Origin of the sequence: Micromonospora sp. A3M-1-15 (genome assembly GCF_024213425.1) — a bacterium.
GTDB lineage: Bacteria > Actinomycetota > Actinomycetes > Mycobacteriales > Micromonosporaceae > Micromonospora > Micromonospora chersina.
The window spans coordinates 38,983-58,074 of record NZ_JANAVK010000001.1; the positions used below are offsets into that span (position 1 = coordinate 38,983).

The window sequence follows — 19,092 nt, forward strand, 5'->3', positions numbered from 1 at the left end:
TCGATCTGCTGGTGCGGGTGGATCAGGCGGCCTGGGCCGCGGCGCCACCGGTGCCCTCGGCCGCCACGGCGGCGCGGGCCAGCTCGACGATCGCGGCGAACGCCGCGGCGTCGTTGACGGCCAGGTCGGCCAGGATCTTGCGGTCGACCTCGATGCCGGCCAGGCGCAGGCCCTGGATCAGCCGGTTGTAGGTCAGGCCGTTGGCCCGGGCGCCGGCGTTGATCCGCTGGATCCAGAGCTGCCGGAAGTCGCCCTTGCGGTCGCGACGGTCCCGGTAGGAGTACTGCATCGAGTGCAGCACCTGCTCCTTGGCCTTGCGGTAGAGCCGGGAGCGCTGACCGCGGTAGCCGCTCGCGGTCTCCAGCAGGGTACGACGCTTCTTCTGGGCGTTAACAGCCCGCTTGACGCGTGCCATCTCAACTCCTTCTTCGGTTCAGGTGGCGCGCGTCAGCGGCCGAGCAGCTTCTTGATGCGCTTGGTTTCGGCCTTGGCCAGCTCAACGGTGCCGGTCAGCCGCCGGGTCTGGGTGGAAGGCTTCTTCTCCAGGTTGTGGCGGAGGCCGGCCTGCTGGGCAACGATCTTGCCCTTGCCGGTCACCTTGACCCGCTTGCCCATACCCGTGTGGCTCTTCATCTTCGGCATGTGGAACGTCTCTCCCCTGTTACTGGCCGCTGGTGTCAGCGGTCGTGCCGGTCTCGCCGGCTGCTGCGGTCTCGCCGGCCGCCGGGGTCTCGCCACCTGCCGGGGCGGCCGACTCCTCCGCGGCCCGGTCGCGGGGCCCGCCGCGGGACGCCGTGGCGGCGACCGCGGAGGCCTTCACGGCCCGGTGCGGAGCGAGAACCATGATCATGTTTCGACCGTCCTGCTTCGGAGCGGCCTCGACGTATCCCAGGTCCGTGATCTCGGACTCGAGCCGGCGCAGGAGCCGGTAACCCAGCTCCGGGCGGCTCTGCTCGCGACCGCGGAACATGATCGTCACCTTGACCTTGTCGCCGGCCTTGAGGAACCGCACCACGTGACCCTTCTTGGTCTCGTAGTCGTGCGGGTCGATCTTCGGCCGGAGCTTCATCTCCTTGATGACGGTCTGCTGCTGGTTACGCCGCGCTTCGCGCGCCTTGAGTGCGCTCTCGTACTTGAACTTGCCGAAGTCCATGAGCTTGCACACCGGCGGGCGCGCCATCGGCGCAACCTCGACCAGGTCCAGGTCGACGTCCGCGGCCAGCTGCAGGGCGCGCTCCAGCGGGACGATGCCCACCTGCTCACCCTCAGGGCCGACCAGTCGGACCTCACGTGCCCGGATCTGCTCGTTCACGCGTGGTTCGACGCTGATGGGGCCTCCTCGAGTCGAGTCTTCCGTGGTGCCGACTCCGCGGGCTCCCGGACGGGAGCCGACCCGGAAAGCAGAAGGCCCCGGCGCATGCCAGGGCCCACTCGACCGGTCGGCACGATCACAGGATCGCGCATCCGGGACCGGGACGTGCCCGGAACCGGGAGACCGGGACCCGGCCACCTACGGTGGGCGACTCGGGTGGGAGCAGGCGCTCCGCTTCAGGACCGCCCGGAGGGCAGTCTGGTCGACTCCGCAACACTACACCCTCGCCCCAGCCCACCCCAAACCGGCCGGGCCGGGGCGCGGCGGGGCGGTCAGCGCGGCGTGGCCGCGTCGGCCAGGGCGGCCAGTTGGGCCTGGTGCAGGCGGCGCAGGGCACGGACCGCCTCGACGGCGCGCTCCTTGTCGGCGGCCTGGAGGGCGACCATCGGCAGCAGGTCGTCGTCGTGCAGCTCCAGGCTGGCCCACGGAGCGCCCCGGTCGAACCGGACCCCGCGGATCACCTCCCAGGGCAGCTCGTACGAGCCGATCACGTTGCGGACCCGGACACCCCGGGCGTCGGCCACCACCCGGGGACGGGTGAAGAGCAGGAAGCCGAGGGCCCCGAAGACGCCCAGCCCCACCATGGCGAGCTGGTCGCCCCGCTGGAACGAGCCGTAGCCGTCGCCTGTCGCGCCGGTCAGGGAGGTGGCCACCAGGCTGAACACCACCAGCAGCGTGACGGCCGACGCCCAGCAGACCACCCGGACCCGCCGCGGCCGCACGGTCACCACAGAATCGCCTCGAACCGCCGCCTCGCTTCGCTCCGCGCCGGCGCGAGGCGCCGCGCTGCTGAGCCTGCTGGTTCGCTCGCTCCGCTCGCTCACGGAACCAGTCTGCCATCCGGCTCGGGCTCGCGTTCCGCCGCCACGCGCCGCGGCGCGCGCCGGCCCCGGCCCGCCACCAGCACCGCCACCCCGGTGAGCACCGCCCCCGCCAGCACGGGCAGGCGCACCCCGGGACCGCCGGGCACCGCCACGTCCAGCAGCAGGGCCCCGCCGAGCTGCCCGGCCACCAGCGCCAGGCCGGTGCGCAGCACCCCGGCGGCGCGGACGCCGACCAGCAGCGCCAGCACGATGCCGACGCCGAACAGGCCGCCGACGTAGAGCCACCACTGGGTGGGCCAGCTCGGGTGGTGGGCCAGCGCGCCGGCCAGCGCCGCCACCGCGGCGATCACCGAGGTGCTGACCGCGAAGTTCACCGCCAGGCCGGCGGCCGGGCCGACGGCCGCGGCGACCCGCCCGTTGAGCGCGGACTGCAACGCCACCGCCAGGCCGCCGGCGACCGAGAGCAGCACCAGCCCGACCGCCAGGTCACCGACCGGACGGCCGAGCTGGGCCAGGGTCACCGCGGCGATCCCGAGCAGCGCCCCGGCGACCCGGGGCCCGGTGAGCGGCAGCCGGCCCGTCGCGGCCAGCCCGGCCCGGTCGACGGCCAGGCCGCCGAGGCTGCCCCCGGCCACCTGGGCGATCGTGAAGATCGCCACCCCGAGCGCCGGCACCACGTACGGGCCGATCACCACGATCGCCGCCCCGCCCAGCCCGCCCAGGAAGGCCCACCAGGGCAGGCCGGAGCGGCGCAGCCCGGCCAGCCCGGCGCGCATCGAGGGGACGGCGACCAGACCGAGCAGCACGATCAGGGACCCGCCGAGGTTGTTGACCACCGCGCCGATGAGCGGGTCGCCGGCCCGCTCCCCCAGCTCGGCGTTGACCACGCCCTGCGCGGCCGAGGCCACCCCGCCGAGGACGACCACGGCCAGGGCGGCCGGGACCGGCAGCGGCCTCACAACCGGCAGGCGTGGATGTTGGTGACGAGGATGGCCCGGGCGCCCAGCTCGTACAGCTCGTCCATGATCCGGTGCACGTCGTCGCGCAGCACCATGGCCTGCACGGCCACCCAGCCCTCCCGGTGCAGCGGGGAGACCGTCGGCGACTCGATGCCCGGCGTGAGCGAGCTGGCCCGGTCCAGCAGGCCGGCCGGCACGTCGTAGGCGAGCATCACGTAGCGGCGGGCGACCAGCACGCCGTGCAGCCGGCGCAGCAGCTGCTCCTGCTGGGCACTGCCGGGGGCGCCGGCCCGGCGGACCAGCACCGCGGAGGAACGCAGCAGCGGCTCGCCGAAGACCACGAGGCCGGCCTGGCGGAGGGTGGCGCCGGTCTCGACCACGTCGGCGACCACGTCGGCCACGCCGAGCCGGATGGCGTTCTCCACCGCGCCGTCCAGCCGGATCACCTCGGCCTTGACGCCCAGCTCGGCCAGGTGCCGCTCGACCAGCCCCGGGTACGCGGTGGCGATCCGGCGCCCGCCGAGCTGCTGGACCGAGTCCACGTCGTCGGGGCGGGCGGCGAACCGGAAGGTGGCCCGGCCGAAGGTGAGGTCGACGACCTCCTCGGCCGGCGCGCCGGAGTCGACCAGCAGGTCGCGCCCGGTGATGCCGACGTCCAGGTCCCCGGAGCCGACGTAGGTGGCGATGTCCTTGGGGCGCAGGTAGAAGAACTCGATGTCGTTGGGCTCGTCCCGGCAGACCAGGTCCTTCGGGTCGGTGCGCTGGCGGTAGCCCGCCTCGCGCAGCATCCCGGCGGCCGACTCGGCCAGGGCGCCCTTGTTGGGTACGGCGACACGCAGCATGGGAGTGCTCCTTCGATCGATGAACTGATCAGCGGACGGGGCACTCACAGATGTCGGTAGACGTCCTTCAGGTCGAGACCGGTGGCCAGCATCAGCACCTGGGCCTGGTAGAGCAGCTGGGAGATCTCCTCCGCGGCCCGCTCCGGGCCCTCGTGCTCGGCGGCCATCCACGACTCGGCCGCCTCCTCGACGACCTTCTTGCCGATGAAGTGCACGCCCTTCTCCAGAGCGGCGACCGTGCCCGAGCCCGGGGTGCCGGCGGCGGCCTTGGCCTGCAGCTCGGCGAACAACTCCTCGAACGTCTTCACGGAAGGCGATTCTTCCAGCCGCCCCGGGTGACCACTCGGCCCGGGTCCGGCGCGGCGGGACGCAGACCACATGGTGGACGCAATCCTGGAAGCAGGCCTTTCGAAACTTGCCTTTCGAAGGATACCCTTCGACGCGTGACAGAGCAGCGTTCCCGCGAGATCACCGACGTCGACACCCTGCGCGCCTTCGCGCACCCGCTACGGCTGCGCATCCTCGATGCGGTCGGCGTGCACGGCCCGCTGACGGCCACGGAGGTGGCCGAGCGGGTCGGGGAGAGTCCGGCCAACTGTTCCTGGCACCTGCGCCAACTCGCCAAGTACGGGTTCGTCACCGAGGCCGGCGGCGGCACCGGCCGGCAGCGGCCGTGGCGGCTGGTCACCGACGGGCACCAGTGGGGCAACGGCGAGGAGAGCCCCGAGCTCGCGCGGGCCGGCGACGCAGCCGCCCGGGTCCTGCTCGACCTGGAGTACCGGAAGCTCTGGGACTGGATGGCGGCCCGCCGGCAGCAGTCCCCTGAATGGCGGGACGCAGGTTTCTTCAGCCAGTTCGTCAGCTGGTACACCGCCGACGAACTCCAGGAGCTCCAGGAGGAGCTCCGCGCGCTGCTCGCCCGCCACCTGGACCGGCTCGCCGACCCCACGGCCCGCCCGCCCGGCTCGCGGCCGGTGCGGCTGATGGCGTGGGGCGTGCCCGAGGTCGACGGCCCCACCGTCACGGACACCGACACCGAGGGGAACGGGGAACGATGAGGCAGCTGCTGCGCCGGCCGGACTTCCGGCGTTTCTTCCTGGCGTTGACCGTCAGCATGATCGCCGAGTCGGTGCTCCTGCTGGCCCTGGCGGTGTGGGTGAAGGAGCTCACCGGCTCCGACGGGCTGGCCGGCGCCACCTTCGTCGCGCTGACCGCGCCGATGGTGCTGGCCCCGCTGGTCGGCTGGGCGGTCGACCGGGCGCCCCGCCGGACGCTGTTCGTGGCGCTCAACGCGGCCACCGCCGTGCTGCTGCTGCCGCTGCTGGCAGTTCACGACGCCAGCCGACTCTGGGTGGTCTACGCCGTGGCCGCCGGCTACGGGCTCTCCTACATCGCGCTCGGCGCCACGGTCACCGCGCTCGTGCAGGAACTGGTCTCCGCCGACCTGCTACCCGACGCCAACGGGGCGTCCCAGACCGTCAAGCAGGGGCTACGGCTGGTCGGTCCGCTGCTGGGCGCCGGGCTCTACGTGCTGCTCGGTGGTCCGGCGCTGGCCGCCGCCTGCGCGCTCGGGTTCCTGTTGGCCGGCGCGGTCGGGTTGACCGTGCGCCCGGCTCCGCTGTTGGCGGCGCCGGCACCCGGGTTCCCGTCGGCGGGATCGGACGGGATCGGAACTGCCGTGACGGCGCCGACCGCAGCGGAGGCCCGCACCGGCGAAGGCGGGCGCGGCGAACTGGTCGCCGGGGTCCGGCATCTGGTGGGCGAGCCTGCGCTACGTCGAGCGCTGGTGGCGGCGGTGGCCGCTACGATCGGGTTGGGCTTCGGGGAGACGCTCTGGTTCGCGTACGTGGACCAGGGGCTCGGGCGGGAGCCGGCCTTCCTGGGGGTGCTGGTCTCCCTGCAGGGGGTCGGCGGCCTGGTCGGCGGACTTGCCTCGGCGACACTCCTGCGGCGGCTCGGGGAACTGGGCGCCATGGCACTCGGCGTGGCCGCCGTCGCGCTGGGGTGTCTGGCGCCGGTCTGGCCGACCCTCGGCCTCGCCGTCGCGGCCAGCCTGCTGATCGGGCTGGGGCTGCCGGTCGCGCTGGTCGGCACGATGACACTGGTGCAGCGACGCACGTCGACGGACCTGGTAGGTCGCGCCTCAGCGGCACTCGACGCCCTCGCGAGCGGACCGCAGGCGGTGGCGATCGGCGCGGGCGCGCTGCTGGTCGGCCTGGTCGACTACCGACTGCTCTACGCAGTGACCGGGGCCTTGCTGCTGGCCACCGCCGGCTACCTGCTCAACGGCCGCCGCCTCACCGCCCCGGTTACCGAGCCGAACGCGGCTATGCCGGCCGGGTCCGCGGCGGCCGACCCCACGAGGGCCGGCGCCGCATCCCGGTCGTCCAGCGGTGCCACCGCCCCCTGACTCTGCTCCGCCCCGCCGAGCGGGAGCCGATCACACGGCGGCGGCCACCTGCGGCTCGGATCAGGCGAAGCCCACCCGGCGACCGGTGGCGGCGTCGAGGTCGCGGACGGCCAGCGAGGCGTCCAGCGCCGCCACCGTGGCCGCCCAGCCCTTGTCCTCGGCCGAGCCGGGCAGCCCGGCCCGGTCCCGGGCCTGCTCGATGGTCTCCACGGTGAGCACCCCGTGGGCCACCGGCTTGCCCTCGTCCAGCGCCACCCGGGTCAGCCCCTCGGTGACCGACTGGCAGACGTAGTCGAAGTGCGCGGTCGCGCCCCGCACCACCACGCCGAGGGCGACCACCACGTCGTACCGGCGGGCCATGGCCTGGGCCACCACGGGCAGCTCGACCGAGCCGGCCACCCGGGCCACCACGGACCGCGCGCCGCACGCCTCGGCCGCGGCCACCGCCCGGTCCACCATGTGGTCGGTGAGGTCGCCGTGCCAGCGCGCGGCCACGATGCCGACGGTCAGCCCGGCGGCGTCCACCACGGTCACGCCCGGTTCGCCGAAACCCGCCATGTCTATGCTCCGATCTCGTCGCCGGCGACCGGGCGGCCCATCGGCGCCTCGGTCACCTCGTCCAGCCCCTCCAGGAGGTGGCCCATCCGGTCCCGCTTGGTGCGCAGGTAGCGCACGTTCTCCGGGTTGGACCGCACGGGCAGCCCCTCCCGGCCGCTCACCGTGAGGCCGTACCCCTCCAGGCCGGCCCGCTTGGCCGGGTTGTTGGTCAGCAGCCGCATCGAGCGGACGCCGAGGTCGTAGAGGATCTGCGCGCCGGTGCCGTAGTCCCGGGCGTCGGCCGGCAGACCCAGGTCGAGGTTGGCGTCGACGGTGTCCCGCCCCTGGTCCTGGAGCTGGTACGCCTGGAGCTTGTGCAGCAGGCCGATGCCCCGCCCCTCGTGGCCGCGCACGTAGAGCACCACGCCCCGGCCCTCCTGGGCCACCCGGGCCAGCGCGGCCTGCAACTGCGGGCCGCAGTCGCAGCGCAGCGAGCCGAAGACGTCGCCGGTGAGGCACTCGGAGTGCACCCGCACCAGCACGTCCTTCCCGTCGCCCAGGTCACCCATGACCAGCGCCACGTGCTCGGCGGGGTCGTGCTCGGCGCGGTAGCCGAGCGCCCGGAACACCCCGTACGGGGTGGGCATCCGCGCCTCGGCGACCTGCTCGACCTGCTTCTCGGTGCGCCGCCGGTAGGCGATCAGGTCGGCGATGGTGACCAGGGTCAGCCCGTGCTCGGCGCAGAACTTCTCCAGGTCGGGCAGGCGCATCATGGTGCCGTCGTCGTTGACCAGCTCGCAGAGCACCCCGGCCGGGCGCAGCCCGGCCAGCCGGGTCAGGTCCACGGCCGCCTCGGTGTGCCCGGGGCGGCGCAGCACCCCGCCCTGGCGGGCGCGCAGCGGCACCACGTGCCCGGGGCGGGCCAGGTCGGTCGGGTCGGTCGACGCGGCGGCGAGCAGCCGGATGGTGTGCGACCGGTCGGCGGCGGAGATGCCGGTGCTGATCCCCTCCCGGGCGTCCACGGTCACCGTGTACGCGGTGCCCCGCCGGTCCTGGTTGGTGTGGTGCATGGGCGGCAGGTCCAGCCGGTCGCACTCGCTGTCGGTGAGCGGCACGCAGATGTAACCGGACGTGTAGCGGACCATGAACGCGACCAGCTCCGGGGTGGCCAGCTCGGCCGCGAAGATCAGGTCGCCCTCGTTCTCCCGGTCCTCGTCGTCGACCACGACGACGGGCCGGCCGGCGGCGATGTCCGCCACCGCCTGCTCGATGCTGCCAAAGCTCGTCATGCCACGGCCTCCGAGTACGTCGGCGGGATCGGGGTGCGGGTGGGCGGGGTCGCCCGGGAGGTGCGCCACCAGGCGTACATGCCGGCGGCGCAGAACCCGCCGTAGACCAGGTACATTGCGGCCGACGGGTAGAAGCCGCCCTGGAGCAGCAGCGGCACGCCGACCGCGTCGACGGCGATCCAGACCAGCCAGAACTCCACCCAGCCGCGGGCCATGCCGTAGGTGGCGAGCAGGCTGCCGACCAGGATCCAGGCGTCCGGCAGCGGCCCCCAGGAGCCCAGCGCGGCCAGCACCGGGTACGCGGCGGCGGTGCCGACCACCGCGGCGGCGAGCAGGCCCAGCCGCTCCGGCCGGGTGGCCCAGCGCGGGGTGACCGCCGGCTGCTCCCCGCCCCCGGCGCGGCGGTTGCGCGACCAGCGCCACCAGCCGTAGACGCTGACCGCGAAGAAGAAGACCTGCCGGCCGGCCTGGCCGTAGAGGTCGTGCGCCTGCGGGGTGGCGAACACCCCGCCGAGGAAGACGGTGAACAGCAGCGCGTTGCCGATCATGCCGACCGGCCAGGCCCAGACCAGCCGGCGCAGCCCGAGCAGCGCCGAGGCGAGGCCGAAGACGTTGCCGACGATCTCCCGGACCAGCACCGGCGAGCCGGCCACGTGCACCTGGGCGTCGAGCAGCCAGCCGAGCGGGCCCATCAGCGGTCGCCTCCCGCCGCGCGGTCGCCGAGCAGCCGCTCGACGTACTTGGCCAGCACGTCCACCTCGAGGTTTACCGGGTCGCCGGCGCCCTTGGCGCCGAGGGTGGTGAGCTTCAGGGTGGTGGGGATCAGCCCGACCGAGAACCAGTCGTCGCCGACCCCGGCGACGGTCAGCGAGATGCCGTCGACGGTGATCGAGCCCTTCTCCACCACGTAGCGGGACAGGCCCGCGGGCAGCCGGAACCGGACCGTCTCCCACTGCGCGGCCGGCTCCCGGCTCAGCAGCTCGCCGACCCCGTCGACGTGCCCCTGCACGAGGTGGCCGCCGAGGCGGCTGTTCAGCCCGGCGGCCCGTTCCAGGTTGACCGGGTCGCCGGGGCGCAGCGCGCCGAGCGCGGTGCGGCGCAGCGTCTCCCCCATCACGTCGGCGGTGAAGACCCCGCCGTCGACGTCGACCACGGTGAGACAGACCCCGTTGACCGCGATGGAGTCGCCGTGCCGGGCGTCCGAGGTGACCAGCGGGCCGCGGACCGCGACCAGCGCCGAGTCACCCCCGGTGTCGGTGGTCCGGACGATCTCGCCCAGTTCCTCGACGATGCCGGTGAACATGTCAGGCCTCCCTCTTCCGGGGCAGCGCGGTGATCCGCAGGTCGGGGCCGACCTGCGTAACGTCGGTGAGCTCCAGGTCGATGGCGTCGGCGATGGTGGTCACGCCGGCGTCCAGCAGCGCGGTGGGGCCGGCGCCGAGCAGCTTGGGCGCGACGTACCCGACGATCCTGTCGACCAGGCCGGCGGCGAGGAACGCGCCGGCCAGGGTGGGGCCGCCCTCCAGCAGCGCGGCCCGCACGCCGCGGTGGTGCAGCTCGGCGAGGAGCGCCGCGAGGTCGACCCGGCCGTCCGGGCCGGCCCCGACCTCCGCGGCGGTGGCCACCCAGGTCCGGGCGGCGCCGTCGCGGACCCGGGCCTCGGCCGGGGTACGCCCCGAGCTGTCCACCACCACCCGCAGCGGCTGCCGGATGGCGAGGGTGCCGTCGCGCAGGTTGCGGGCGGTGAGCCGGGGGTCGTCGGCGAGCACGGTGCCCACCCCGGCGATGACCGCGTCGACGGTGCCGCGCAGGGCGTGCACGTCGATCCGGGACGCCTCGGAGGTGATCCACATGCTGGTGCCGTCGGCCGCTGCGGAGCGCCCGTCGAGGGTGGCCGCGTACTTCCAGATGAGGTACGGCCAGCCGCGGCGCATCGAGGTGAGCCAGGCGATGTTGCCGGCCTCGGCCTCCTCGGCGCGTACCCCGACCTCGACCTGGATGCCGGCGGCGCGCAGGGTGGCCGCGCCGCCGGAGGCGACCGGGTTCGGGTCCGGGACGGCGACGACGACGCGGGCGACGCCGGCGGCGATGAGGGCGTGGCTGCAGGGGCCGGTGCGGCCGGTGTGGTCGCACGGTTCCAGGGTGACCACCGCCGTGCCGCCGCGGGCGCGCGTGCCGGCCTGGGCCAGCGCGACGATCTCGGCGTGCGGACCGCCGGCGTACGCGTGGAAGCCCTCGCCGACGACCTCGCCGTCGGCGTCCAGCAGGACGCAGCCGACCACGGGGTTGGGGCTGGTGGCGCCGAGGCCGCGGGCGGCCAGCGCGATCGCGCGACGCATCGCCTCGTCCACGGAGACGCTCGCCATCGCCAGCCCTGTCCTCTCGCTCGCCGGTCACGCGCGGGCGGTGCGGGGAGAAGGCGGCACGGGTGCCGCGGACACGCGGCGGCGGAGATCCGGGGACGGCACAGCCGGCCCCGGGGAGCCCACGCGGCGGCTGAGGGTGCTCAGCGCCCGGCAGGGCCCTCCCCGTCCCGCGCGCTGTCTCCCATCCGGACTTTCTGGGGGCGGACGAGCCGCACCCCAACCGTCGGCCCCGGATTCTCACCAGGTCCACCGTCCGGCCGAAGCCGTCCGGGTCGCGGGCTTACCACGGTCGGACCGTGGATCACCGCCGGTTCGGAATTTCACCGAGCCCCGCCAGCGCGTGGTGGGTACACCGGAAGTCTTACACGCCGGGCGGCGGGTCGCGCCACAGAGGCGAGCTACTTCACAGCGCGGGCCGGTTCGTCACGTCACGCCCCGGCGCCGGTCGACCGCGACGTATGACCCGGGTTGGCTCTTGGCGACCGTCTTCATCTCGGAGGCGACGGCGATCGCCTCGAGGGGGTCGCTGAAGCGCTTGCCGGAGTCGGAGAGGGAGACGCCGATGGAGAGGGTGACGAGGGCGGCACGGCGGATGTTGCCCCGCCGGTCCTTCAACTCGACGAAGCCGCGCTCCCGGTCGGTCGGGTCGTAGAGGGTGTCGGCGGCCGTCTCGAAGTCGACCACGGCCCGGCTGGTGAGCGGCCGGACCTGGGACGGGGTGCAGACGATGACGAAGTCGTCGCCGCCGACGTGGCCGAGGAAGGCCGGTGGCAGCCCGATCGAGACCACCGCCCGGTGCAGGCTGCGGGCCAGGGCGGAGATGAACTCGTCGCCGCGGACGAAGCCGTACCGGTCGTTGACGCTCTTGAACCGGTCGATGTCGATGTAGCCGACGGCGTAGTCGACGCCGCTGCGCACCCGGTCGCTGATCTCGCGCCGGATCCGGCTGTTGCCGGGCAGCCCGGTCAGCGGGGAGACCTCCCGGAACTCCTTGTTGCGGCGCAGCGTGGAGCTGACCCGGGCGACCAGTTCGGCGGTGTCGAAGGGCTTGACCAGGTAGTCGTCGGCGCCGGCGCTGAGGCCGTTGACCTTGTCGGAGGTCATCCCCTTGGCGGTCAGCATGATCACCGGCAGGGCCGAGGTCATCGGGTCGGCGCGCAGCCGCCGGGTCAGCTCCAGGCCGTCGATCCGCGGCATCATGAGGTCGACCACGGCGAGGTCCGGCCGGTGCCGCTCGATGACCTCCAGGGCCTCCTGGCCGTCGCCGGCGTGCAGCACCTCGAAGCCGTGCAGCCGGAGGTTGAACTCGACGAAGCGGGCGATGTCCTCGTCGTCGTCGACGACCAGGATGACGTCGGGTCGGTCGCCGGCCGGGTCCACGTCAGGCCCCGGTCGTCGCGCGTTCCGCCAGGCCGCGCAGCCGGCGGACCGCCTCGGCCGGGTCGTCGGCGCCGTAGACCGCGGTGCCGGCCACGAAGGCGTCGGCGCCCGCCGCGGCGGCCTGCTCGATGGTGTCCGCGGCGATGCCGCCGTCCACCTCGATGCGCAGTTCCAGGTGGCCGCTCGCGACGTGCCGCCGGGCGGCGCGCACCTTGTCGAGCAGGTGGGGGATGAACCGCTGGCCGCCGAAGCCCGCCTTGATCGTCATGATCAGCAGCGTGTCGAAGCTGGGCAGCAGGTCCAGGTACGGCTCGATCGGGGTGTCCCGGTCGATCGCCAGCCCGGCCTTCGCCCCGGCCGAGCGCAGGTCCTTGGCCAGCGCCACCGGGTCGTCGCACGCCTCGGCGTGGAACGTGACGTTGTACGCGCCGGCGTCGGCGTACCCGGGCGCCCAGCGGCGCGGGTCCTCGATCATGAGGTGCACGTCGAAGGGGAGCTCGGTCGCCGCGCGCAGGCTCTGCACCACCGGGAGCCCGATGGTCAGGTTGGGCACGAAGTGGTTGTCCATGACGTCCACGTGCAACCAGTCGGCGGCGTGCTCGACGGCGCGGACCTCTTCGGCGAGGCGGGCGAAGTCGGCGGCCAGGATGCTGGGCGCGACGATCAGCGGCGGTACGGTCACGGGGCCAGTGTACGAACGCGGTCACCCGCCACCCGCAGGGCGGCACCGCCGGGAACCCGCTGTGACCCCGCCGTGACCCCGGGTGCAGAATCGGCCCGTCCGGCGCGAGAAATCGACACGAAAAGCCATCCGCGACTGGCCGATCGATCGAAACGGGGCGAAACTCCTACAGGGACGGTCACGTATGCTGCTCGCCCGGTCACGGGGAACGCCGCACGGGCCGTGACGACCGGCTGTCATCTCCCGGAAAGGGCGGACGATGCGACGGTGGCTCCTGACGCTGGCGCTGGCCGGCACGGCGACGGTGGTCCTGGCCGGCTGCGTCCCGCCGCACCGCGCCGACGGGGACCTCACCGACGACTGGGCCGCGCTGCCGGCGCCGCGGCTGTTCGTCCCCGCCACGGACGCCTGCCTGCCCCGGCTCACCGCGGTGGTGCAGGCCGCCACCTACGAGACGGTGGACTGCGCGGGCAGCCACCTGGCCGAGGCCGTGCACGTCGGCACCTTCACGGGACCGACGGCGCAGGGTGCCCGGCCGGAACCGGGGTCGCCCGCGCTGCGGTCCGCCCGCGCCGAGTGCGACCAGCGGGCCCGTGAGGTGATCGGCGGGGACTGGCACTCCGCCCGGCTCACCCTCAACATCGCGCTGCCCCCGGTGACCGCCTGGGTGGCCGGGGCCCGCTGGTTCCGCTGCGACCTGGCCGAGACCGACAGCATCGACAACACCCGGCCGGTCAACCGGCTGGGCAGCCTGCGCGGCGCCATGGTGGGCGACAACACGCTGGTGCACCGCTGCTTCGACCCGAAGCTGATCGGCGAGAACCTGAACTACATGGCCCCGGTGCTCTGCACCGAGCCGCACCGGGCCGAGTTCGTCGGCGTCTACGAGGAGCGGGACCGGACCTGGCCGGACTTCACCCGGGCGGCCCCGGAGGTGCACCGCCGCTGCATGGCGCTCATCGCCGCGTTCGCCGCCGTGCCGAACAACGCCGACCTGCCGTACCGGGCCGGTTCGATCTTCTACCCACCGTCGCAGCGGGAGTGGGAGGAGGGCGACCGGGGGGTGCGCTGTTTCCTGTGGAGCGACGACCGCAGGCTGACCCGGTCGATGCGCGGGGCCGGGCCCGAGGGACTACCCGTCATCTGAGCCCCGGTGCCGTATGCTGCACCGCCGAGGCGTACCCGGCGCTCGGCGCCGGTGGCCCGACCACGGACGACGGGGAGGTCGGTCGCGATGCGGCGATGGTGGGCGGCGGTCGCCGTGGGCGTGACGGCGGCGTTGGCACTGGGCGGCTGCGGCGCGCCGGCCGGGGTCGACCGCGACCTGGCCGACGACTGGCCCGCCTTCGGCGCCCCGACGGCCTTCGTGCCCGAGTCCGGCACCTGCCACCGCACCATCCAGGACGTCGGCTACCTGAGCGGCTACAGCCCGGTCGACTGCGCGACCACGCACCGGGCCGAGACGCTGCACGTGGGCACCCTCACCGGCCCGGACGCGGAACGCGGCGCTCCCCCGCGGGCCGGCTCGGCCGGCACCCGGACCGCGCACGCCGAGTGCACCAGGCAGGTCAACAAGGCGGTCGGCGCGGACTGGCACGCGGGGCGGCTGCGGCTGTCGGTGGTCTTCCCGTCGGCCCTGGCCTGGACCGGCGGGGCCCGCTGGTTCCGCTGTGACGTCTCCGAGGTGGCCGGGCTGGACGACGGCAGCGTCACCGCGCGCAGCGGCAGCCTGCGCAACGCCCTGAAGGCCGGCTCGCCGCTGGCGCTGGGCTGCTTCGACCCCAAGCTCAAGAAGGACGACGTGGAGGAGATGAAGCCCGTCGCCTGCACCGCCAAGCACCACGCCGAGTTCGTCGGGGTCTACCACTTCCCCGACATCGGCTACGCCGAGTTCCAGCGCACCTCGCTGCGGGCGCACAAGGGCTGCCGCGGGCTGATCGCGAAGTACGTGAAGGTGCCGAACAACGGCGACCTGGTCTACCGGGCCGGCACGATCATCTACCACCCCTTCGAGGAGGAGTGGAACGACGGCGACCGGGGCGTGCAGTGCTTCCTCTGGGTCTCCGACCGGACGCTGACCCGCTCGCTCAAGGGCGGCGGCAGCAAGGCCCTGCCGGTCACCTGAGCGGGAACGGGGTGGGCCCGCGAGCCCACCCCGCCCCGGTCGCTCAGCCGACCTGGAGGGTGACGTCGTCGATGACGAAGCTGGTCTGGAGCGATGCGTCCTCCACCCCGGTCCACTTCAACGTCACCGTCTGCCCGGCGTACGCCGCCAGGTTGAAACTGCGCTGCGCGTAACCGCTCGCCGCGTTCAGATTCGAATACGTCGCCAACGTCGCCGACCCCACCTGCACGGTCAGCTTGTCGTACGCCGTGCCCGTCGTGGTCTCCGCCGTGTCGATGTGCAACCAGAACGACAGCGTGTAGCTCGAACACCCGGCCGGAACGCTCACCGGCTGCGACAACGTGTCCGTGTGACTGCTGCCGTACCCGTCCAGCCACGCCTTGTACGAACCCGTCCGCGCCGCCTGACTCGACGAGTTCGTGATGACACCCGACGACGCCGTCCACGGCGCGCTGCCCGACTCGAAACTACTGTTACCGATGAGCTGGCCGCCGGTGCAGCCGCCCGTGCCGGTCACCGTGACGGTGTAGGCGGCGCTGCGGGTGACCGAGCCGGTGCCGGTGACTGTGATGGTGAAGGTGCCGGTGGTGGCCGTCGCGGAGGCGCTGACGGTCATGGTGGCCGAGCCGCCGGAGGTGACCGAGGTCGGGCTGAAGCTCACCGTCACCCCGCTCGGGGCGCCGGTGGCCGACAGGCTCACGGTCTGGGCGCTGCCGCTCGTGGTGGCGGTGCTGACGGTGGCGGTGGTCGAGCCGCCCCGGGCGACGCTGCCGGAGGTCGGGCTGACCGCGACCGAGAAGTCGTTGGTCGGGGTGCCGCCGCCGACCGCGAGCTGCCAGATCGCGTACGCGACGCCGTCGGCGCTGCGGTTGAGCACCGTCGCGCTGATGTTGCTCGTGGTGTCGCAGGAGCGGTGGTAGCAGGAGTCGTACGCCACGTTCGCGGTGCCGCCCCACTTGGCGGCCTGGGCGCTGGTCTTGCGGGCGCTGGCGCCCGCCGCGTAGCCGGAGGTGGGGATGCCGGCCTGCTGGAAGGAGTAGTCGTCGGAACGGCCCTGGCCCTCGACGTTCTCCTCCGGCTGGAGGTTCAGCGAGTCCCAGTACGCCTTCAGCGGCGCCGCCGTGGTGGAGGTGAGCCGGTTGATGAAGTAGCCGCCGTTGGTCGAGCCGACCATGTCGAAGTTGTAGTAGCCCTTGATGTAGCCGCGCTGGGTGGCGCTGAGCTGGTTGACGTAGAACTCCGAGCCGTTGAGGCCCTGCTCCTCGTCGGTCCACCAGGCGAACCGGACGCGCTTGGTCATGCTCGGGTTCTGCTGGGCGAGGACCAGCGCGTTCTCCAGCAGGGTGGCCGATCCGGAGCCGTTGTCGTTGATGCCCGGGCCGGCGGAGACGCTGTCCAGGTGCGCGCCGAACATGACCACCTGGTCGGCCGGGCCCTGCGGCCAGTCGGCGATCAGGTTGTTCGACGGGTAGGTGCACGCGGAGCAGTACTGCTCGGTGACCGTGTAGCCGGCGGCCTGGAGCTTGGCCTTCACGTAGCTGACCGAGGCGGTGTAGCCGGCCGAGCCGGCCCGCCGGGTGCCGCCGTTGTTCGTGGCGATGGTGTTGAGCTGGGTGAGGTGGGCCTGGACGTTTGTCACCGAGATGTCCGGCGCGGCGGCGGCGAGCGCGGGGGCGGCGCTCACCGGCGCGGGGGCGGCGGAGGCGGCCGTGGTGGTGAGGGTCGCCGTCACGGCGGCGAAGAGGGCGATCGCGAGGCCCGCGGTCGGCGTTCTGTGTCTCATGGAGACTCCTCGTGGGGTTGGCGGGGACGTGCTGGCGGGGTGGCGCGACCCGTGGACCCCGGTGGGAGCCCCGGTGTCGGCGGACCGGTGATCGGAACAGTTACATGTATCGATGAAAGAGTCAACGGGGGTGTCACATGGTGCGCGGAGCGGGACCGCCGTCGCCGGTCGGCCCCGCCCCGCGATCACCTAGCCGACCTGGAGGGTGACGTCGTCGATGACGAAGCTGGTCTGGAGCGAGGCGTCCTCCACCCCGGTCCACTTCAACGTCACCGTCTGCCCGGCGTACGCCGCCAGGTTGAAACTGCGCTGCGCGTAACCGCTCGCCGCGTTCAGATTCGAATACGTCGCCAACGTCGCCGACCCCACCTGCACGGTCAGCTTGTCGTACGCCGTGCCCGTCGTGGTCTCCGCCGTGTCGATGTGCAACCAGAACGACAGCGTGTAGCTCGAACACCCGGCCGGAACGCTCACCGGCTGCGACAACGTGTCCGTGTGACTGCTGCCGTACCCGTCCAGCCACGCCTTGTACGAACCCGTCCGCGCCGCCTGACTCGACGAGTTCGTGATGACACCCGACGACGCCGTCCACGGCGCGCTGCCCGACTCGAAACTACTGTTACCGATGAGCTGGCCGCCGGCGCAGCCGCCCGTGCCGCCCACGGTCAGCACGTACTGGGCCGTGTGGCTGGTCGAGCCGCTCCCGGTGACCGTGATGGTGTACGTGCCGGCCGCCGCCGACGTGGAGGCGCTCACCGTCATCGTCGACGAGGCGCCGGAGGTCACCGAGGACGGGCTGAAGCTCACCGTCACCCCGCTCGGGGCGCCCGTGGCCGACAGGCTCACGGTCTGGGCGCTGCCGCTCGTGGTGGCGGTGCTGACCGTCGCGGTGGTGGACGCGCCCGGCTGGACCGAGCCGGACGCCGGGCCGACCGTCAGCGAGAAGTCGTTGCCCGGGGTGGCCGAGCAGGTGGGGTCGGCGGTCTGCGCCGGCACGCTGACCGCGTCCCACGCCGCCTTGGTCCGGCTGAACAGCCCGCAGGTCGCGTCGAGGTTCTTCGCCGCGGTCAGGGTCGCGGTCCGGTACTTCTTGTAGGTCATTCCGGAGGTCTTGAGCAGCATGCCGCCGTAGAAGATCCGGCCGGCGTTCTGGATGCCCACCCCGGTGACCGTGGAGCCGTTGCAGGTCGGGCTGGTCGGCTTGCCGCTGCCCGGGTTCGAGCCCTCGGCGAGCAGGTAGAACCAGTGGTTCATCGGGCCGGCGGCCGCGTGCTCCTCGGTGCTCGGGATGGCGGAGCTGTAGCAGTTCGGGTCGCTCAGCGCGCTCGGGTCGTACATGTTGCGGATCGGCCCCTGGCCCACCAGGTTGATCATCTCGCCGACCAGGTAGTCGCCGGGGGTGTCGTAGGGAGCCGGCTCGTTCGCGTACGCCTCGGTCAGCGCGCCCATGATGTCCCCGGTGGCCTCGCCGAGGCCGGACTCGTTGCTGCTGGCGCCGCCCGGCGTGAACTGGTCGATGCCGTGGCCGAACTCGTGGGCGACGACGTCCATGGCGCCGATCCACTCGTTCGCGTTGTTGTGCCCGATGGCGATCTTCGTGCCGTCCCAGTACGCGTTGACCTGGTTCAGCCCGACGCGGACCGGCCAGCTGCCGCCGTTGCCGTCATGCCCGTTGCGGCCGAGCCAGTTCTTGAGCATGTCCCATTCCTTCTGCGCCCCCCACATGACGTCGACGCAGCCGGTCTCCTTGCTGGTGGGGTTTCCGGTGCCCCACGAGTCGGTGGACTTGGACATGACCGTGCCGGTGCTGAAGTCGGCGCAGCTCAGCCCCGGGCGGTTCGGGTCGCGCAGCGAGTACGTCCCGCCCGAGGCGGTGGTGCTGATGCTCAGCGGGTTGGGCCCGTTCCACCTGCTGTTGCCGGTGCCGGCCTTGACCTCGTCCCACGTGTCGACCACCGCCCCGGTCCGGGCGTCGACGAAGACGTGCAGGCGACTCGGCGCGGTGCGGGTGGCGCCGGTCAGCACGGTCTCCCAGGCCAGCCGGGGCCGGTCGTCCCGGATCCGGACCACCAGTCGCTGGGAGTCCACCTGCTCCACGGTGGCCAGTTGCCGGCGGGCGGTGGCCGCGGCGGCGCCGGCGGTGACCGTGGCGGTGGTCGGCACGGCGATCCGGGCCGAGGTCGCCCCGCGCACGGCGCGGACCAGGCCGTCGCCGTCGGCCAGCACGACCGCGTCGCCGCCGACGACCGGCAGGCCGCGGTAGGTCCGCTCGTACGCGACGGAGTAGAGCCCGTTCACCCACGGGGTGACCAGCGCCCGCTCGTAGCGCTCGTCGGAGCCCTTGGCCAGGGCGTCGACGCCGGCCGCGGCGGCCCGGTCGGCGGCGGCCAGCGCCCGGTCCAACGGGGTGGCGGGGGCTGCCGGGGTGGCGGGGGCGGCCGAGGCGGCCGGGATGGCGACCGCCGCCACGGCGGCCACGACCGCCAGGGCGAGTCCGGCCGTACCGGATCTGCGTCTCATGGT

Annotated in this window: 20 protein-coding genes and 1 riboswitch; of the genes, 4 read left to right on the forward strand and 16 right to left on the reverse strand. The window is 73.3% G+C overall.

The genetic code is table 11. The features are described 5' to 3' along the window. Positions 1-22 precede the first annotated feature (22 nt). From rplT to NLX85_RS00230, 7 genes are all read right to left on the reverse strand, one after another. Entirely contained in the window at positions 23-415 is a 393-nt protein-coding gene (gene rplT, locus NLX85_RS00200; protein WP_091263835.1) for a 50S ribosomal protein L20, read from the reverse strand. Positions 416-447: 32 nt separating this feature from the next. Further along, positions 448-642: a 50S ribosomal protein L35 gene (gene rpmI / locus NLX85_RS00205; protein ID WP_148426695.1), complete on the reverse strand. Its 195-nt coding sequence runs from the start codon at positions 640-642 to the stop codon at positions 448-450. A 19-nt stretch (positions 643-661) separates the two neighbouring features. Then, the gene (gene infC / locus NLX85_RS00210) at positions 662-1,312 is read right to left on the reverse strand and encodes a translation initiation factor IF-3 (RefSeq protein ID WP_088970981.1); all 651 of its coding nucleotides are present in this window, start codon (positions 1,310-1,312) and stop codon (positions 662-664) included. 332 nt (positions 1,313-1,644) lie between these two features. Continuing rightward, positions 1,645-2,103, reverse strand: a complete 459-nt coding sequence (locus NLX85_RS00215; RefSeq protein WP_254331002.1) for a PH domain-containing protein — start codon at positions 2,101-2,103, stop codon at positions 1,645-1,647. Between the two features lie 89 nt (positions 2,104-2,192). Continuing rightward, complete coding sequence (locus NLX85_RS00220; protein ID WP_254331003.1) at positions 2,193-3,155, reverse strand: DMT family transporter; 963 nt, start codon at positions 3,153-3,155, stop codon at positions 2,193-2,195. After that, entirely contained in the window at positions 3,152-3,997 is an 846-nt protein-coding gene (gene hisG, locus NLX85_RS00225; protein ID WP_254331004.1) for an ATP phosphoribosyltransferase, read from the reverse strand. The genes NLX85_RS00220 and hisG overlap by 4 nt, the downstream gene beginning before the upstream one ends. 44 nt (positions 3,998-4,041) lie before the next feature. After that, a complete protein-coding gene (locus NLX85_RS00230) occupies positions 4,042-4,305 on the reverse strand; it encodes a phosphoribosyl-ATP diphosphatase (protein WP_189198339.1) in 264 nt (87 codons plus the stop codon). Positions 4,306-4,440: 135 nt separating this feature from the next. On the opposite strand from NLX85_RS00230, the gene NLX85_RS00235 reads away from it, so the two are divergent. Together NLX85_RS00235 and NLX85_RS00240 are read left to right on the forward strand one after the other, a co-directional pair. Beyond that, entirely contained in the window at positions 4,441-5,055 is a 615-nt protein-coding gene (locus NLX85_RS00235) for a helix-turn-helix domain-containing protein (protein WP_254331005.1), read from the forward strand. Then, positions 5,052-6,407 carry an MFS transporter gene (locus NLX85_RS00240; protein WP_254331006.1) on the forward strand — a complete coding sequence of 452 codons (1,356 nt, stop codon included), beginning with the start codon at positions 5,052-5,054 and terminating at the stop codon, positions 6,405-6,407. Before NLX85_RS00235 ends, NLX85_RS00240 begins: the two co-directional genes overlap by 4 nt. Positions 6,408-6,467: 60 nt before the next feature. Here NLX85_RS00240 and ribH read toward each other — a convergent pair whose 3' ends face one another. From ribH to rpe, 7 genes are all read right to left on the reverse strand, one after another. Beyond that, complete coding sequence (ribH, locus tag NLX85_RS00245) at positions 6,468-6,965, reverse strand: 6,7-dimethyl-8-ribityllumazine synthase (protein ID WP_254331007.1); 498 nt, start codon at positions 6,963-6,965, stop codon at positions 6,468-6,470. 2 nt (positions 6,966-6,967) lie between these two features. Then, positions 6,968-8,233 carry a bifunctional 3,4-dihydroxy-2-butanone-4-phosphate synthase/GTP cyclohydrolase II gene (locus NLX85_RS00250; protein WP_254331008.1) on the reverse strand — a complete coding sequence of 422 codons (1,266 nt, stop codon included), beginning with the start codon at positions 8,231-8,233 and terminating at the stop codon, positions 6,968-6,970. Beyond that, entirely contained in the window at positions 8,230-8,925 is a 696-nt protein-coding gene (pnuC, locus tag NLX85_RS00255; protein ID WP_254331009.1) for a nicotinamide riboside transporter PnuC, read from the reverse strand. Before pnuC ends, NLX85_RS00250 begins: the two co-directional genes overlap by 4 nt. Next, positions 8,925-9,536 carry a riboflavin synthase gene (locus NLX85_RS00260; RefSeq protein WP_254331010.1) on the reverse strand — a complete coding sequence of 204 codons (612 nt, stop codon included), beginning with the start codon at positions 9,534-9,536 and terminating at the stop codon, positions 8,925-8,927. The genes pnuC and NLX85_RS00260 overlap by 1 nt, the downstream gene beginning before the upstream one ends. A gap of 1 nt (position 9,537) precedes the next feature. Further along, positions 9,538-10,599, reverse strand: coding sequence for a bifunctional diaminohydroxyphosphoribosylaminopyrimidine deaminase/5-amino-6-(5-phosphoribosylamino)uracil reductase RibD (ribD, locus tag NLX85_RS00265; protein WP_254331011.1), 1,062 nt, complete (start codon positions 10,597-10,599; stop codon positions 9,538-9,540). Between the two features lie 169 nt (positions 10,600-10,768). Next, a riboswitch (FMN riboswitch) is annotated at positions 10,769-10,941 on the reverse strand. A gap of 81 nt (positions 10,942-11,022) precedes the next feature. Then, positions 11,023-11,979, reverse strand: coding sequence for a response regulator (locus NLX85_RS00270; protein ID WP_254331012.1), 957 nt, complete (start codon positions 11,977-11,979; stop codon positions 11,023-11,025). 1 nt (position 11,980) lies between these two features. Then, a complete protein-coding gene (gene rpe, locus NLX85_RS00275; protein ID WP_254331013.1) occupies positions 11,981-12,661 on the reverse strand; it encodes a ribulose-phosphate 3-epimerase in 681 nt (226 codons plus the stop codon). A gap of 259 nt (positions 12,662-12,920) precedes the next feature. Here rpe and NLX85_RS00280 point away from each other — a divergent pair, with 259 nt between their 5' ends. After that, positions 12,921-13,808: a septum formation family protein gene (locus tag NLX85_RS00280; RefSeq protein ID WP_254331014.1), complete on the forward strand. Its 888-nt coding sequence runs from the start codon at positions 12,921-12,923 to the stop codon at positions 13,806-13,808. Positions 13,809-13,895: 87 nt separating this feature from the next. Beyond that, positions 13,896-14,786 (forward strand): septum formation family protein, encoded by an 891-nt coding sequence (locus NLX85_RS00285; RefSeq protein WP_254331015.1) that lies wholly within the window; start codon positions 13,896-13,898, stop codon positions 14,784-14,786. Between the two features lie 43 nt (positions 14,787-14,829). Here the strand turns inward: NLX85_RS00285 and NLX85_RS00290 are convergent, their stop codons facing one another. Continuing rightward, positions 14,830-16,569: a M28 family peptidase gene (locus NLX85_RS00290; protein WP_254331016.1), complete on the reverse strand. Its 1,740-nt coding sequence runs from the start codon at positions 16,567-16,569 to the stop codon at positions 14,830-14,832. 189 nt (positions 16,570-16,758) lie between these two features. Continuing rightward, the gene (locus NLX85_RS00295; protein ID WP_254331017.1) at positions 16,759-19,089 is read right to left on the reverse strand and encodes a M4 family metallopeptidase; all 2,331 of its coding nucleotides are present in this window, start codon (positions 19,087-19,089) and stop codon (positions 16,759-16,761) included. Positions 19,090-19,092 lie beyond the last annotated feature (3 nt).